Origin of the sequence: Nocardioides terrigena (assembly GCF_003047265.1) — a bacterium.
In the GTDB taxonomy this organism is placed as follows: Bacteria; Actinomycetota; Actinomycetes; order Propionibacteriales; family Nocardioidaceae; genus Nocardioides; species Nocardioides terrigena.
Map to the genome: position 1 here is coordinate 162809 of NZ_PZYY01000004.1, position 14192 is coordinate 177000.

Below are 14192 nucleotides of genomic sequence, written 5' to 3' on the forward strand. Positions count from 1 at the left end.
CATGACCACCGACACCCAGACCTTCACCGTGACCGGCATGACCTGCGGCCACTGCGTCGCCAGCGTCACCGAGGAGATCAGCGAGATCCCCGGCGTCGAGACCGTGGACGTCGTCCTCGACTCGGGCGCCGTCACTGTCACGAGCAGCCAGCCCCTCGAGCAGCAGGCCGTCCGCGCCGCCGTCGAGGAAGCCGGCTACCAGCTGGCATGAGCACCCCGGTGCGGGTGGCGCTCTTCGTCACCGCGCTCGCCGTCGTCTTCGGTACGGCGTGGGGCATCGGCCGCCTCGTCGAGGACCGCGTCGATCCCGTCGAGGTCGCCACCGACACCCACACGGGCGACACGCACGACGATGCGGCCTCCGCCTCAGCGGCCGCGGCGACCGACGTCCCCGGCGGGCTCCAGGTCAGCGAGGCCGGCTACACCCTCGAGCTGCCCACCAGCGGGCTCACCCCCGGGCGCGCGACCCTGCGCTTCGCGGTGACCGGCCCCGACGGCGCTGCCGTGACGGCGTACGACGAGGAGCACGAGAAGGACCTGCACCTCATCGTCGTACGCCGCGACTTCTCCGGCTACCAGCACGTCCACCCGATGATGTCCGCCGACGGCACCTGGACCACCGACGTGGACCTGACGCCCGGCACGTGGCGGGTCTTCGCCGACTTCACCCCCACCGGGGGGCCGGCCCTGACGCTGGGCACCGACGTCGAGGTGGCCGGCCGCTTCACCCCGGCGCCGCACTCCGGCAACCGGACGACCGACACCGTCGACGGCTACACCGTCGACCTGGTGGGCGACCTCGACGACGGAGCGGTCGCCGTCCGGGTCAGCCGCGACGGCGAGCCGGTGACCGACCTCGAGCCCTACCTCGGCGCCTACGGCCACCTGGTCGCGCTGCGCGAGGGCGACCTGGCCTACCTCCACGTGCACCCCGAGGACGGCGACGCCGGCCCGGAGGTCCCGTTCGCGGTCGAGGTGCCCAGTGCGGGCGGCTACCGCCTGTTCTTCGACTTCCAGCACGAGGGCGTGGTCCGCACCGCGGAGCTCGCCGTCCGCAGCAACGGGCCGGACGCGCCCGCCGACGACCACACCGACGACCAGGCCGACGAGCATGGGGAGGAGGATTCCGATGGCCACTGACGTGGAGCTCGCGATCACCGGCATGACCTGCGCCTCGTGCGCCAACCGCATCGAGCGCAAGCTCAACAAGCTCGACGGCGTCACCGCCACCGTCAACTACTCGACCGAGAAGGCCAAGGTCTCCTACCCGACCTCGGTCAGCACCGACGACCTGCTGCGCACCGTGGAGCAGGCCGGGTACGCCGCCGCGCTGCCGCCGCCTCCCGGCGCGACAGCCGCGGTCGAGGACGTCCCCGAGCGGGACCCGCTGCGCGACCGGCTCGTCATCAGCGCGGTGCTGAGCGTGCCCGTGGTCGCGCTGGCCATGGTGCCGTCCTGGCAGTTCGACTACTGGCAGTGGCTCTCGCTCACCCTGGCCGCCCCCGTCGTGGTGTGGGGCGCGTGGCCGTTCCACCGGGCCGCGTGGACCAACCTGCGCCACGGCGCGACCACCATGGACACCCTCGTCTCGGTCGGGGTGCTCGCCGCCTTCGGCTGGTCTCTCTACGCCCTCTTCCTCGGCACGGCCGGGACGCCGGGCATGACCCACCCGTTCGAGCTGACCGTGGACCGCACCGACGGCGCCGCCAACATCTACCTCGAGGCCGCCGCCGGGGTGACGACCTTCATCCTGGCCGGCCGGTGGCTCGAGTCGCGGGCCAAGCGCCAGTCCGGCGCGGCCCTGCGCGCCCTCATGGAGCTCGGAGCCAAGGAGGTCGCGGTGCTGCGCGACGGCACCGAGGTGCGTGTCCCGATCGAGCAGCTCGCCGTGGGCGACCACTTCGTCGTACGCCCGGGCGAGGCCGTCGCCACCGACGGTGAGGTCACCGAGGGCAGCTCGGCGATCGACCGCAGCATGCTGACCGGCGAGTCCGTCCCGGTCGAGGTCGGACCGGGCGACACCGTGGTCGGAGCGACCGTCAACGCCGGCGGACGCCTCGTCGTGCGGGCCACCCGGGTCGGCTCCGACACCCAGCTGGCGCAGATGGCCCGCCTCGTCGAGGACGCCCAGAACGGCAAGGCCCAGGTGCAGCGCCTCGCGGACCGCATCTCCGGGATCTTCGTCCCGATCGTGATCGGCCTGGCCGTGGCCACCCTCGGCTTCTGGCTCGGCTCGGGTGCCGGCGCGTCGGCGGCCTTCACCGCGGCGGTGGCGGTGCTGATCATCGCCTGCCCGTGCGCACTCGGGCTCGCGACGCCGACCGCGCTGATGGTCGGCACCGGCCGGGGCGCCCAGCTCGGCATCCTGATCAAGGGACCCGAGGTCCTCGAGTCCACCCGCCGCGTCGACACCGTCGTGCTGGACAAGACCGGCACCGTCACCACCGGCGAGATGACCGTCCACGCCGTCGCGGCCGCACGCGGGGTCGACGAGCAGGAGCTGCTCCGCCTCGTCGGCGCGCTGGAGCAGGCGTCCGAGCACCCGATCGCGCGCGCCGTCGCGGCGTACGCCGGGTCCGACGCGACTGTCACCGACTTCGTCGCCACCGGCGGGGTCGGGGTCACCGGCACCGTCGACGGGCGCAAAGTCTTCGCCCGCCGGCCGCAGCTGGCGGCGGCCGACAGTCCCGCGGAGGATTCCGATGTCGTACGCCGCCAGTCGGCGCGCGACCCCGGCGACGAGCCCGGCGGCGACTTCGGCAACCACCCCGGCGACGACCCGCTCCGGACCGCCGTCGCCAGGGCCCACACCGACGGCCGCACCCCGATCGAGGTCGGCTGGGACGGGGCCGTCACCGGCATCGTCGTCGTCGGCGACACGGTCAAGGAGACCTCCGCGGAGGCGGTGCGGATGCTCCGCGACCTCGGCCTCACGCCGTACCTCCTCACCGGCGACAACGAGGCGGCCGCCCGCACGGTCGCGGACCGGGTCGGCATCGACCACGTCATCGCCGACGTGCTGCCCGCCGACAAGGTCGACGTGGTCAAGCGCCTCCAGGACGAGGGCCGGGTCGTCGCGATGGTCGGCGACGGCGTCAACGACGCCGCCGCCCTCGCCCAGGCCGACCTCGGCCTCGCCATGGGCACCGGCACCGACGTGGCCATCGAGGCCAGCGACCTGACGCTGGTGCGCGGCGACCTGCGGGTCGCGGCCGACGCGATCCGGCTCTCCCGGCGCACGCTGGGCACCATCAAGGGCAACCTGTTCTGGGCCTTCGCCTACAACGTCGCGGCCATCCCGGTCGCCGCGGCCGGGCTGCTCAACCCGATGCTCGCCGGCGCGGCGATGGCCTTCTCCAGCGTCTTCGTGGTGACCAACAGCCTGCGACTCCGGGGGTTCCGCTCGGCCGTGCGCTGAGTCCGGGAGCACCGCGCGGGCGGTGCGCCCCACCCCCAGGGGCACCGGCCCGTGAACACAAGGTGCACAACGTCGACCCCCGGGCACGGCGGCTCCAAGGTGTGACGTGAGCCACATCCCCTGTCGAAGGAGCCACCATGCCCAGGCGCATGCGCACGCCCGTCACGTCCCTCGCCGTCCTCGCGGTCCTCTCGCTCGCCGCGTGCGGCGGAGGCGACGCCGACCCCGCGGCCTTCCCCGAGGAAGACATCACCTTCGTGGTGCCCTTCTCGGCCGGCGGCCCCACCGACACCGTCACCCGGCTGATCGCCGAGCCGATGTCGGAGGAGCTCGGGCAGCAGATCATCGTGCAGAACGTCGAGGGTGCCGGCGGCACCGTCGCGGCCGGCCAGGTGGCCGGCGAGGACGGCGACGGCTACCAGGTGCTGATGCACCACATCGGCATGTCCACCGCGCCGGCGCTCTACCCCGACCTGGAGTACAGCCCGCTCGAGGACTTCAAGACCATCGGTCTCGTCACCGACGTGCCCATGACGATCGTGGCCCGCGACGACTTCGAGCCCGAGACGCTCGAGGACCTGGTGACCTACGTCGGCGACAACGCCGACACCGTCACCCTGGCCAACGCCGGCATCGGCGCCGCGTCGCAGCTCTGCGGGCTGCTCTTCGAGGAGGCCGTCGGGGTCGACCTGACCGAGGTCCCCTACGACGGCACCGGCCCGGCGCTCACCGACCTGGTCGGCGGCCAGGTCGACTTCATGTGCGACCAGACCACCAACACCACCGGCCAGATCCTGTCCGGTGACATCAAGGGCTACGCCGTGACCACGCCCGAGCCGGTCGAGGCGCTGCCCGACCTGCCCACCACGGCCGACGCCGGCCTGCCCGAGCTCGAGGTCGGCGTGTGGCACGGCCTGTACGTCCCGGCCGACACCCCGGACGAGATCGTCGAGAAGCTCACGGCCGCCCTGCAGGTCGCGCTGACCGACCAGAACGTCATCGACCAGATGGCCGACCTGGGCACCACCCCGGTCACCGAGGACGAGGCGACGCCCGACGCGCACACGGCCAAGCTGGAGGAGCAGATCGACCTCTGGACGCCGATCATCGAGGACGCCGGGGTCTCCGGCGAATGAGCACCAGCCCTGCGGCGCCCGGCGACCACGCCGGGCGCCTCGGCGGCGAACGGTCCGGGCCGTCGCTGCCTGACCTGATGGCGGGCGCCACCTTCGTCGCGTTCGGCCTCGCGTTCGCCATCGGCGGGTCGCAGTACGACGTGGGCACGGCCCTGCGGATGGGCTCCGGCTACGTCCCCATCGCCCTCGGAGGTCTCCTCACCTTCCTGGGGCTGGTCATCGTGGTGGCGTCGTTCCGCGGCGTCGACCCGACCGTGGCCAACGCCGACCGCGGCCCCATCCCGTGGCAGCGCATGGGCCTGCTCGTGGGGGCGATCATGTTCTTCGGCTTCACCGTGGGCGGACTGGGGCTCGGCCCCAGCCTGCTGGTGACGACCTTCCTGGCCGCCCTCGCCGGCCACGGCACCCGGCCCGGTCGGGCCGCGGTGATCGCGATCGGCCTCACGGCGCTGTGCCTCGGGGTCTTCGTGTTCGCGCTGCAGCTGCGGCTGCCCATCCTCGGCGACTGGCTGGGGGGCTGACATGGACGGCATCCTGCTGGGGCTCGAGGTCGCCCTCCAGCCCTCCAACATCCTCATCTGCCTGCTCGGCGTCACCCTCGGCACCGCCGTGGGCGTGCTCCCGGGCATCGGACCGACCGCGACGGTGGCACTGCTGCTGCCGATCACGTTCTCGTTCGACCCCGTGGCCTCGCTCATCATGCTGGCCGGCATCTACTACGGCGCCCAGTACGGCGGCTCGACCACGGCGATCCTGCTCAACCTGCCGGGCGAGTCCTCCGCGGTGGTGACGGCCCTCGACGGGCACCAGATGGCCAAGCAGGGCCGGGCCGGACCGGCACTCGCGACGGCGGCGCTGGGCTCGTTCTTCGCCGGCACCGTGGCCACCGTGCTGGTGGCGCTCTTCGCGCCACCGCTGGCCTCGGCGGCCCTCAAGTTCGGGCCGGCGGACTACTTCTCCATCGTGGTCCTGGGCCTGCTCGCCTCGATAGCCCTGGCGAGCGGGTCGGCGGTCAAGGCGCTCGCGATGATCGTGCTGGGCCTGCTGCTCGGCACCATCGGGCAGGACGGGTTCACCGGCGTCCCGCGCTTCACGTTCGGGGTGCGCGAGATGTACGGCGGGCTGGACTTCGTGTCCCTGGCCGTCGGTCTCTTCGGCCTGGCCGAGATCATCCGCAACCTCGAGCACCGGATCAACCCGAGCCTGGTGACCAAGAAGGTCGAGGGCCTGTGGCTCACCAAGGAGGACTTCCGGCGCATCCGGATGCCCGTCCTGCGGGGCACCACGATGGGCTCGCTGCTGGGCGTGCTGCCCGGTGGCGGCCACGTGCTGGCCAGCTTCACGTCGTACTCCCTCGAGAAGCGGATCTCCAAGAACCCGGAGCAGTTCGGCAGGGGAGCCATCGAGGGGGTGGCGGCGCCGGAGTCGGCCAACAACGCGGCCGCGCAGACGTCGTTCATCCCGCTGCTCACCCTGGGCCTCCCGGCCCACCCGGTGATGGCGCTGCTCGTCGGCGCCTTCATCATCCAGGGCATCCAGCCGGGCCCCGACGTGATCGAGACCGAGCCGGAGCTCTTCTGGGGTCTCATCGCGTCGTTCTGGATCGGCAACCTGCTGCTGGTGATGCTCAACCTGCCGCTGATCGGGCTGTGGGTGCGGATGCTGAGCGTGCCCTACAGCGTGCTCTTCCCGGCGATCATCGCCTTCGCGTCGATCGGCTGCTACTCCCTGGGCCTCAACTCCTGGGACGTCTTCGCCGTCGCGGCGGCCGGGCTGCTGGGCTACTTCCTCATCCGCTGGGGGTGCGAGGCGGCACCGCTGCTGCTGGGCTTCGTGCTCGGACCGCTCCTCGAGGAGAACCTGAGGCGGGCGATGATCATCTCGCGGGGCGACCCGTCGGTGTTCGTCACCCGGCCGATCTCGGCGACGCTGCTGGCGCTCGCGCTGATCATCGTGGTGGCGGCCCTGCTGCCCTCGGTGCGCCAGAAGCGCGAGGTCGTCTTCAGCGGCGAGGACGACTGACCCCACCACCATCGGCGGCGGTGTGCTGCCAGCGGTACTCCACCTCTGGCCGCCCACCGCCGCCGTAGCGCAGTGACCGGACCGCGAGCCCCACGTCCGCGAGGTGCTCGAGGTAGCGCCGGGCCGTGACCCGGGAGCTGTCGAGGCGCTCGGCCAGCTCGCGGGCCGACAGCACCCCCGGCGGCGTACGCAGCTCTGCCATCGTCTCCTGCAGCCGCTCGGCGGTGAGCCCCTTGGGCAGCACCCCGGTGACGCTGGCCACCCGCAGGGAGCCGAGCATCCGGTCCACCTCGTCCTGGAGCACCTCCGACGGGGCGTCGACCAGCTGGCGGCGGTACTCGGCGTACTGCTCGAGCTTGGAGCGGAACATCGGGAACGTGAACGGCTTGATGAGGTAGAGCGCCACCCCGTGCGCCACCGCGCGCCGGACCATGTCGGCGTCGCGGGCCGACGTGACCGCGATGACGTCGCAGAGGTCGCCGCCGGCGCGCAGGTTGCGCAGCAGCCCGAGGCCGTGGCCGTCGGGGAGGTACATGTCGAGCAGGACCAGGTCGACTGACAGCTCCCCCAGCAGCCGCGAGGCCTCGGAGGCGGAGTGGGCGATGCCCACGACCTCGAAGCCGTCGACGCGGCGGGTGTACTCCGCGTGCGCCTCGGCCACCAGGGGCTCGTCCTCGACGACGAGGACCCGGACGGTCAAGACGCGCTCCCGAGCACGACCGCGAGCTCGGCCCCGCCCAGGGGCGAGCGGCCGATGGTGACGCTGCCCCCGAGGCGGCGGGCGACCTGCGAGACGAGGGCCAGCCCCACCCCGCTGCCGTCGCCGGTGTCGGCCTTGGTGGTCCAGCCGCGCTCGAGCGCGTGGGCCGCCTCCTCGGGGGTGAGCCCGGGGCCGCTGTCGCCGACCACGAGCCGGACGTGCCGGTCGGAGCCCTCGAGGTGGACCACGATGCGCCGGTCGGCCCGCCCGGCCACGGCGTCGAGGGCGTTGTCGACGAGGTTGCCGAGCACGGTCACCAGGTCGCGCGTGGAGATCTCCGACTCCCCGGCGGACAGGTCGCCCGCCGGCAGCTGGCCGGTGACCGTGAGCCGGACGCCGCGCTCCGAGGCCTCGGCGGACTTGCCGAGCAGCAGCGCGGCGACGACCGGCTCCGCGACAGCACCGACCACCTGGTCGGTGAGCATCTGGGCGACCTGGAGCTCGCCGGTGACGAACTCGACGGCCTGCTCGGGGCGGCCCATCTCGATGAGGGACACCACCGTGTGGAGGCGGTTGGCCGCCTCGTGGGTCTGCGCGCGCAGCGACTCGGTGAGGCCGCGGACGACGTCCAGCTCGCCGGTGAGCGACTGCAGCTCGGTGTGGTCGCGCAGGGTCACCACGGCGCCGACCTCACGGCCCTCCCACAGCGCGGTGCTGGTGCTTGCCACCAGGACGTGGTCGCCGGTCACGTAGACCTCGTCGGCGCCCCGCTCGCCGGAGGCGGACTCGACGAGCGCGGGCGGCAGGCCGAGCTCGCTCAGCGAGCGGCCCACCACGTCGTCGGGCAGCCGCAGCAGCCGGCGCGCCTCGTCGTTGACCAGCTGGACCCGACCCTCGAGGTCGATGAGCAGCAGGCCCTCGCGGACGGCGTGCAGGACGGCTCGGTAGTACTCGTACATCCGGGTGATCTCCCGCTCCCCCAGCCCGTGGGTCTGCCGCCGCAGCCGGTGGCTGATGAACCACGCCCCGCAGATGCCGACCAGCAGCACCGCCAGCGCGGCCACCACGATGTCCCAGAACTCGTCGACCAGCAGGTCGTCGAGCTGGCGCAGGGTGATGCCGACCGAGACCATGGCGACCACCTCCTCGGCGGCGGCACCGGCAGCGGCGCCGCCCCCGGTGCCGGCGAAGACCGGCACGATCGAGCGGATCGACGGCCCCAGCGTCCCGACGTACTCCTCGGTGTAGACCTCGCCCTCGGGCGCGCCGCCCAGGTTGCCGATGAAGGCCTGGCCGAGCAGCTCGGGGCTGGGGTGGGAGAAGCGGGTGCGGTCGGGCGCCATCACCACCACGAAGTCGACGCCGGTGTCCACGCGGACGGCCTCGGCGAACGGCTGGATCAGCTCCGACGGGTCGCCGGTGTCCATCGCCTGGTGGACGACCGGCGACCGGGCCACGGCCTGCGCGACCGAGACCGCCTCGTCGCGGGCGCTGGCCCGGATGTCGGAGCGGGCGTCGTACGTCGCCAGGGCGAGCGCCGTGACGACCAGGACCAGCACTGCGACCAGCTGCAGCACCAGGACCTGGCGCGCCACGGAGCGCTCGTGGCCGACCCGCTTCAGCACGGCGTCATCGTAGGTGGTGCTGTGAGGCGGGTCACTGGCTCATCCGATCACACGGGGGCTGCGGGTCACGGGGCGATGCCGATCGACGGTCGGTGCGCCCAGGCCCGCTCCTGGGCCGCGGTGAGGGCCGGCCAGCGCAGGCCACCGGGGCGGGGCTCGACGCGCGAGGCATAGCTGTCGGGCGTGAAGGCCGGGTCGAGGAAGCAGCCGGTGCCGTAGCGGGCGTCGTACGTCGGGCAGGTCGCCGCGATGTCCGCGGGCGTGGGCCGCGTGCCGGTCTCCACCCAGTCGGCGAGCGCGCCCATCACCGACGCGTAGCCGGAGTCGCTGAGCGAGCTGTGCTCCGACTCCTGGCTGAAGGCCTGGACGAGCAGGTCGTCGGTGCCGGCACCCTCACGGGTCTCGCGGTAGGCCGACTCGTGCTCGACGAACGCCGTCGGGTCCTCGATCGCGTGCAGGGTGACCGTCGGGACCTCGACCGCACCGGTGAGGTCGCTGTCCCACGACAGGTCGCGGCGCGCGGACGGGTCGGCGGCGAAGCGCTCGACCCCGGCGTTGAGGGCCTTGTCGTCGTGGCTGCCGGAGTAGCGGATCCCCTGGTTGGAGAACGGGTTCCGCCCGCCGAGCCGGGCGTGCACGATGTCGCGGAAGGTGAAGGTCGCGAACCGCAGGTGCGACTCGATGGTGCGCTCCGGGATGTTGGTCACGGCGAGGATGTCGTCGAGGTTGCGCTGCTGGAGCCCGGTGCGGTCGGTTGGGTCGGACTGGTAGCCGGTGCACTCCTGGAGCCGGGCGCGCAGGCCGGCCGACGTCATCGTCGAGCCCTCGCGCAGCCCCATCCACAGCGGGTACTGCGGCTCGGTCGGGCGGGGGTGGTTGCCGCAGTAGTACTGGTAGACCACGCGCAGGTCGACCCGGTAGTCGTAGCCGCGCGACCCGCCGGCCAGCACGCCGTTGGTGAGCAGCGCGCCGTCGTACGACGTGGGGTGGACCTCGACCAGCTTGGCCGCGACGTCCCCTCCCCAGGACTGCCCGTGCGCGTAGGTGCGGTCCGGCTCGCCGACCTCCTCGACGAAGATCCGGCGGGCGCTCTCGGTGTCGGCGACGGCCATCCGGGCGCCGTAACCGCCGCGGCGGTAGGCCGAGCCCACCCAGGCGTAGCCCTCGCGCACCATCACCGACCACCGGTCGAGGTCCTCGACGCTGCGGGCGGGGTCCGACTCCTCGGCCAGGTCGGGACCGCCGTGGGCGTGCACGACGAGGTCGCCGTTCCAGTCCTCCGGGACGGCGATCGTGTAGTAGGCGCCGTTGTCGTCCTGCCCGCCCCAGCAGGTCGCCAGCTCGGCGACGGCGGGTGGGCAGGCGACCGGGGTGGGCGAGTCGGCGGCACTCGCCGGTGGGGCGAGCAGGCCGGCGAGGACGACGAGCGCCCCCGCGGGGACGAGGCGGGCAGAGCGGGACAGGTGTCGCATGTGAGCCTCCAGGAGGTGGGCGCCCGAGTGCGCCCGGGAGGCCGACGCTAGGGCCATGTGACCTGCGTCTCACTCTTGTGTTCGTAGTGTTCCCCGCCACCCGGCGGCTGTCCCTGCGGGTGAGCCCGCGCTGCGGCCCGGGTGACAGGATCGTCGTCGAACACCAGCGACATCAGCCACACAGAGGAGTGACCATGGGCCTGTACGACATGTTCGTGCCCCGACCCCACCAGGTCGAGGAGACCCGTTCGGCGCTCGAGGCGGCGCAGGACCCGGCCAAGGACAACGGCCCGATCCACCGCGTGGTCCGGATGCTCGTGGACATCGGGCTCGAGGGCCGCGGCCCGATCCGCTCCGCCGACCAGATCGCCGCCAAGGCGCTGCACAAGCAGGGCACGACCGACGAGGCGCTCGCGGCCGTCGCGCGCGGGGCGACGCTCGGCGGCGGGATCGGCGGCTTCGTCACCGGTGTCGGTGGCTTCGTGACGATGCCGATCGCACTGCCCGCCAACGTGCTCGAGTTCTATGTCCAGGCGACCCGGATGGTCGGCTCGATCGCCAGCCTCCGCGGCTACGACGTCACCGACGAGCGCGTCAAGACCGCCGTCCTGCTGACCCTCGTCGGCTCGGACGCCCACCAGGTGCTCCAGAAGGCCGGCATGAGCACCGGCGGCGGCCGGCTCGCCACCCTGGCCACCCGCGGCCTGCCGCCGGCGGCCCTGATGGTGGTCAACAAGGCCGTCGGCTTCCACCTGATGCGGGGCCTCGGCCTCAAGGCGCTCGGCCGGCTCGGGCGCGGCGTGCCGATCGTGGGCGGCTTCATCGGTGCCGGTGTCGACGCCTGGATGATGAAGCGGATCGCCGACCACGCCATGAAGGAGTTCCCGCAGGTCTCGGGGTCGGGCGCGACCGCCTGACCCCGCCTGGGATCTCGGCGGCTCAGGACGCCTCGGCGACCACCGTGCGGATCGCGTCGGCCTCCTCGGTGACGGTCGCCGCGTCGACCAGGTCGCCGGCCTCGTCGGTCAGCAGGGCGGCCCACCGGTCGATCACCTCGTCCGCGAGACCGCTCGCGTAGAGCTCCGCGGCCAGGTCGGCGCGGGCCTGCTCGACCAGGTCCGCCCACTCCTCGACCGCGGTGAAGCGCTCGACGAGGACGTTGGACCCGCCGCGCATGCCCCCACCCTCGGGGCGCTCACCGTCGGCCGTCCCGGCGGGTGGCTCCATCCCCTCGGGCAGCTCGGTGGGCATGCCCTCAGGCAGCTCCTCCGGCATCCCCTCCGGCAGGTCCGTGGGCATCCCTTCCGGGCGCTCGCCGTCGGGGAACGCCCCGGGTCCGCCACCGGGCCCTCCATCGCCGGGTCCCCCGAGGCCGCCGAAGGCGAGGTTGTGGTCCCAGGCGACCACGGTGAAGCCGCCGGACTCGGCGTCGTACCGCAGGTAGGAGTTGTTGCCGGGGCCGTCGATGTCGTCGGCGTTGCCGACCAGCTCCTCGAACGCCAGGTAGCGCGCGAAGGCCTCGACGTCGAGCCGGTCGGGCAGCTCCTCCTCGAGCTCGGCGTCGGTGCCGTTGTTGAGGAGGTCGAGCAGCTCGATCAGCGGGGTCAGGTCCTCCTCACCGGTCTCCTGGTCGAAGACGTCGGCGTAGGAGTCCGGGTCGTCACCGCGCCACGACCAGTCGCCCTCCGCCTCGGACTTGTAGAGCAGCCCCTCGGTGCTGAAGTTCTCCCGCTCCCACGCCTCGTCGAGGGCCTGGACCACCAGCCGGAGGCGGGCCTCGCCGCCGTTGACGCTGAAGGACGTGGCGACGGCGTGCTCGCTGGCCAGGCCGGTCTCGGCCAGCAGGTCGAGCGCCACCGCCTCGTTGAGCGCGGTCTCGGTGTTGTTCGAGCGGACCACGAAGTCGGTCCACCCGTCGAGCTGCTGGCCGTCGACGTACTCGTCGAGTCGCAGCAGCCACGGCAGCTCGGCCGGGTCTGCGTCGTCGGTGACGCCGCGCAGCGAGGAGTTGCCCTTGAGGCGCAGGCCCACCTGCTCGAAGGTCGCGCCGTCGATGGTGGCGGTCGCCTCGATCCACTCCTTGTCGCCGGACTCCTGGTAGGTGTCGATCATGGTCGCCACGGCGGCCTCGTCGACCTCGACGGCGACGTCGTGGACCGTGCCGGCGTCCCAGATGCCGGAGCCGTCCGGCACCTCGACGGCGGCGGTGACGACGCCGCTCGTCGCCGGCCCCGGATCGCGCAGGGTCACCGTGGCGGTGGTCCCGCCGGCGAGGGCGAGCGCGGCGACGCTCGCGGCCACGACCGTACGACGCCGCGGGCGCTGCGTCCCCCGGCTCACGCGGCGTCCCCCGCCGAGCGGACCAGGCCGTCTGACAGGTGCCGGGTGGTGACCCGATGCCAGCGGTTGCCGGGCAGCTCGGGCGTGAGCAGCGACAGACCGGTGCCGTACTTGCTGATCCGCACCGGGCGGTGGCCCAGCGACCACAGCCGCCGGTCCAGCGGACCGACCCCGCCGGGCGCCGACTTGGTCTCGACCACCAGCACCGAGCCGACCTCCGCCCGCCCCGACGCCGTCGTCCAGGTGAGACCGGCGTCGACGGTGGCCCGGCCGGCCCCGCCCGGGAGCAGCAGCGTGGCGCGGCGATAGCCGGTGTGCAGGGTCGGCACCAGCCCGAGCGGGTCGACGCCGAGGGCACCCGCGGCGACGAGCCGGTCGGCGACCCAGCCGGCCTCGTCCGCACCGACCTGCTCGCGTCGCGCGGCGTCGTACGGCATCCGGTCCTTGACCGTGACCCCGCGGCTGCCGCGGGTCTTGACCTCCAGCCAGCACTCGCCGGTGTCGGCGTAGAGCCGGGTGCGGACCTTCCAGCGGCGCCGGCGCGGGTGGGCCGACGCGGCCCAGCTGGCGAGGTCGGTGGTGTCGAGGTACGTCGACTCGTAGCGCGCCGAGCGGCGCCCGTCGATCTCGAGGACCCTCAGCCCGGGCACGCCGGTGACGGTGGCGCCGAGGTCGCCGACGGGGACGACGTACTTGCGATCGGTCCGCACCAGCAGGGCGGCGGCGGCATTCAGGTCGGCGAGCCCGACGGCGGGCAGGGCGGCGAGGGCATCCATGTCGGCGCTCCCCACGTCAGTGCGTCGCGAGGGCGGCGGACCGCTCGACCGCCGACACGACCGGTCGCGGCGAGGGTGCGTAGCGGACGTCGACCGTGGTCGAGTCGTTGACGAGGTCGACCCGCAGCGCGACGGCGCGGTGCACCCGGGCGTCGAGGACGACCTCGAGCCGCTCCACCAGGGCGGCCTCGTCGGTGATCGCCGAGTCGAGGACCACGACCTGCTGACGGGCACCGCGCTGGAGCAGGGCGCTGTCCGCGACCGCGACGACGACCACCAGCATCGCCATCAGGGCCAGCGCCAGCTGCGGGTCACCGGCTCCGAGTCCGCCGAGCAGGCCGAGGGCCAGCGAGGCGAAGTAGTAGGCGATCTCGTGCTGGCCGAGCTCGGCCGAGCGCAGCCGGATGATGGAGAGCACCCCGAAGAGGCCGAGGCCCAGGCCCACCGTCGCCGCGCTGCTGGACAGGGCGATGGTGACGGCCAGGACGCCGACGTTGATGGCGATGAAGGCGGTCACGAGGTCGCCGCGACGGTGGCGGGGGAAGTAGACGGCGAGGGCGAGGACCAGGACGGCGACGACGTCGGCCAGGGCGAGCAGGTAGGTGGGCATGCGGGGGTTCCTCCGGTTCGGCTGCGTGTCCCCGCAGGCTCGCGTCCCCACCTGTACCCGACCTGCCGTGCGCCTGTGACGACCCTGTGAGGC

The 14192-nt window shown here is 73.1% G+C and carries 13 protein-coding genes; 7 read left to right on the plus strand and 6 right to left on the minus strand.

What is annotated here, in order from left to right; genetic code table 11:
* Nucleotide 1: 1 nt before the first annotated feature.
* The 6 genes from DAE25_RS10020 (at nucleotide 2) to DAE25_RS10045 (ending at nucleotide 6576) form a co-directional block, all read left to right on the plus strand.
* The gene (locus tag DAE25_RS10020) at nucleotides 2–211 is read left to right on the plus strand and encodes a heavy-metal-associated domain-containing protein (protein ID WP_107766071.1); all 210 of its coding nucleotides are present in this window, start codon (nucleotides 2–4) and stop codon (nucleotides 209–211) included.
* A complete protein-coding gene (locus tag DAE25_RS10025) occupies nucleotides 208–1140 on the plus strand; it encodes a hypothetical protein (protein ID WP_107766072.1) in 933 nt (310 codons plus the stop codon). Before DAE25_RS10020 ends, DAE25_RS10025 begins: the two co-directional genes overlap by 4 nt.
* A complete protein-coding gene (locus tag DAE25_RS10030; RefSeq protein ID WP_199907523.1) occupies nucleotides 1112–3418 on the plus strand; it encodes a heavy metal translocating P-type ATPase in 2307 nt (768 codons plus the stop codon). The genes DAE25_RS10025 and DAE25_RS10030 overlap by 29 nt, the downstream gene beginning before the upstream one ends.
* Before the next feature lie 137 nt (nucleotides 3419–3555).
* Nucleotides 3556–4554 (plus strand): tripartite tricarboxylate transporter substrate-binding protein, encoded by a 999-nt coding sequence (locus DAE25_RS10035; protein WP_199907524.1) that lies wholly within the window; start codon nucleotides 3556–3558, stop codon nucleotides 4552–4554.
* On the plus strand, nucleotides 4551–5075 hold the full coding sequence (locus DAE25_RS10040) for a tripartite tricarboxylate transporter TctB family protein (protein ID WP_107766075.1): 525 nt from the start codon (nucleotides 4551–4553) through the stop codon (nucleotides 5073–5075). The genes DAE25_RS10035 and DAE25_RS10040 overlap by 4 nt, the downstream gene beginning before the upstream one ends.
* Before the next feature lies 1 nt (nucleotide 5076).
* Nucleotides 5077–6576, plus strand: a complete 1500-nt coding sequence (locus DAE25_RS10045) for a tripartite tricarboxylate transporter permease (protein WP_107766076.1) — start codon at nucleotides 5077–5079, stop codon at nucleotides 6574–6576.
* On the opposite strand, the gene DAE25_RS10050 is transcribed toward DAE25_RS10045, so the two are convergent.
* The 3 genes from DAE25_RS10050 to DAE25_RS10060 all read right to left on the minus strand — a co-directional run bounded on the left by DAE25_RS10050 (nucleotide 6557) and on the right by DAE25_RS10060 (nucleotide 10373).
* Nucleotides 6557–7276, minus strand: coding sequence for a response regulator (locus tag DAE25_RS10050; RefSeq protein WP_107766077.1), 720 nt, complete (start codon nucleotides 7274–7276; stop codon nucleotides 6557–6559). The genes DAE25_RS10045 and DAE25_RS10050 overlap by 20 nt on opposite strands.
* Nucleotides 7273–8901 carry a sensor histidine kinase gene (locus DAE25_RS10055; protein WP_107766078.1) on the minus strand — a complete coding sequence of 543 codons (1629 nt, stop codon included), beginning with the start codon at nucleotides 8899–8901 and terminating at the stop codon, nucleotides 7273–7275. Before DAE25_RS10055 ends, DAE25_RS10050 begins: the two co-directional genes overlap by 4 nt.
* Before the next feature lie 65 nt (nucleotides 8902–8966).
* Complete coding sequence (locus tag DAE25_RS10060) at nucleotides 8967–10373, minus strand: alpha/beta hydrolase family protein (protein ID WP_107766079.1); 1407 nt, start codon at nucleotides 10371–10373, stop codon at nucleotides 8967–8969.
* Between the two features lie 194 nt (nucleotides 10374–10567).
* Here DAE25_RS10060 and DAE25_RS10065 point away from each other — a divergent pair, with 194 nt between their 5' ends.
* Nucleotides 10568–11290, plus strand: coding sequence for an EcsC family protein (locus DAE25_RS10065; protein ID WP_107766080.1), 723 nt, complete (start codon nucleotides 10568–10570; stop codon nucleotides 11288–11290).
* A 22-nt stretch (nucleotides 11291–11312) separates the two neighbouring features.
* Here the strand turns inward: DAE25_RS10065 and DAE25_RS10070 are convergent, their stop codons facing one another.
* The 3 genes from DAE25_RS10070 to DAE25_RS10080 are packed head-to-tail and all read right to left on the minus strand — an operon-like array spanning nucleotide 11313 to nucleotide 14099.
* On the minus strand, nucleotides 11313–12713 hold the full coding sequence (locus tag DAE25_RS10070; protein ID WP_159083665.1) for a CotH kinase family protein: 1401 nt from the start codon (nucleotides 12711–12713) through the stop codon (nucleotides 11313–11315).
* Nucleotides 12710–13489, minus strand: a complete 780-nt coding sequence (locus tag DAE25_RS10075; protein WP_107766347.1) for a VTC domain-containing protein — start codon at nucleotides 13487–13489, stop codon at nucleotides 12710–12712. The genes DAE25_RS10070 and DAE25_RS10075 overlap by 4 nt, the downstream gene beginning before the upstream one ends.
* A 16-nt stretch (nucleotides 13490–13505) precedes the next feature.
* A complete protein-coding gene (locus tag DAE25_RS10080) occupies nucleotides 13506–14099 on the minus strand; it encodes a DUF4956 domain-containing protein (protein WP_107766082.1) in 594 nt (197 codons plus the stop codon).
* Between the last annotated feature and the right edge of the window lie 93 nt (nucleotides 14100–14192).

Excerpts from the sequence above, each read along its gene's own strand:
- DAE25_RS10045 (WP_107766076.1), top strand. The coding sequence starts at position 5,077 with ATGGACGGCATCCTGCTGGGGCTCGAGGTCGCCCTCCAGCCCTCCAAC.
- DAE25_RS10040 (WP_107766075.1), top strand. The coding sequence starts at position 4,551 with ATGAGCACCAGCCCTGCGGCGCCCGGCGACCACGCCGGGCGCCTCGGC.
- DAE25_RS10075 (WP_107766347.1), bottom strand. The coding sequence starts at position 13,489 with ATGGATGCCCTCGCCGCCCTGCCCGCCGTCGGGCTCGCCGACCTGAAT.
- DAE25_RS10035 (WP_199907524.1), top strand. The coding sequence starts at position 3,556 with ATGCCCAGGCGCATGCGCACGCCCGTCACGTCCCTCGCCGTCCTCGCG.
- DAE25_RS10060 (WP_107766079.1), bottom strand. The coding sequence starts at position 10,373 with ATGCGACACCTGTCCCGCTCTGCCCGCCTCGTCCCCGCGGGGGCGCTC.
- DAE25_RS10065 (WP_107766080.1), top strand. The coding sequence starts at position 10,568 with ATGGGCCTGTACGACATGTTCGTGCCCCGACCCCACCAGGTCGAGGAG.
- DAE25_RS10030 (WP_199907523.1), top strand. The coding sequence starts at position 1,112 with ATGGGGAGGAGGATTCCGATGGCCACTGACGTGGAGCTCGCGATCACC.
- DAE25_RS10020 (WP_107766071.1), top strand. The coding sequence starts at position 2 with ATGACCACCGACACCCAGACCTTCACCGTGACCGGCATGACCTGCGGC.
- DAE25_RS10080 (WP_107766082.1), bottom strand. The coding sequence starts at position 14,099 with ATGCCCACCTACCTGCTCGCCCTGGCCGACGTCGTCGCCGTCCTGGTC.
- DAE25_RS10025 (WP_107766072.1), top strand. The coding sequence starts at position 208 with ATGAGCACCCCGGTGCGGGTGGCGCTCTTCGTCACCGCGCTCGCCGTC.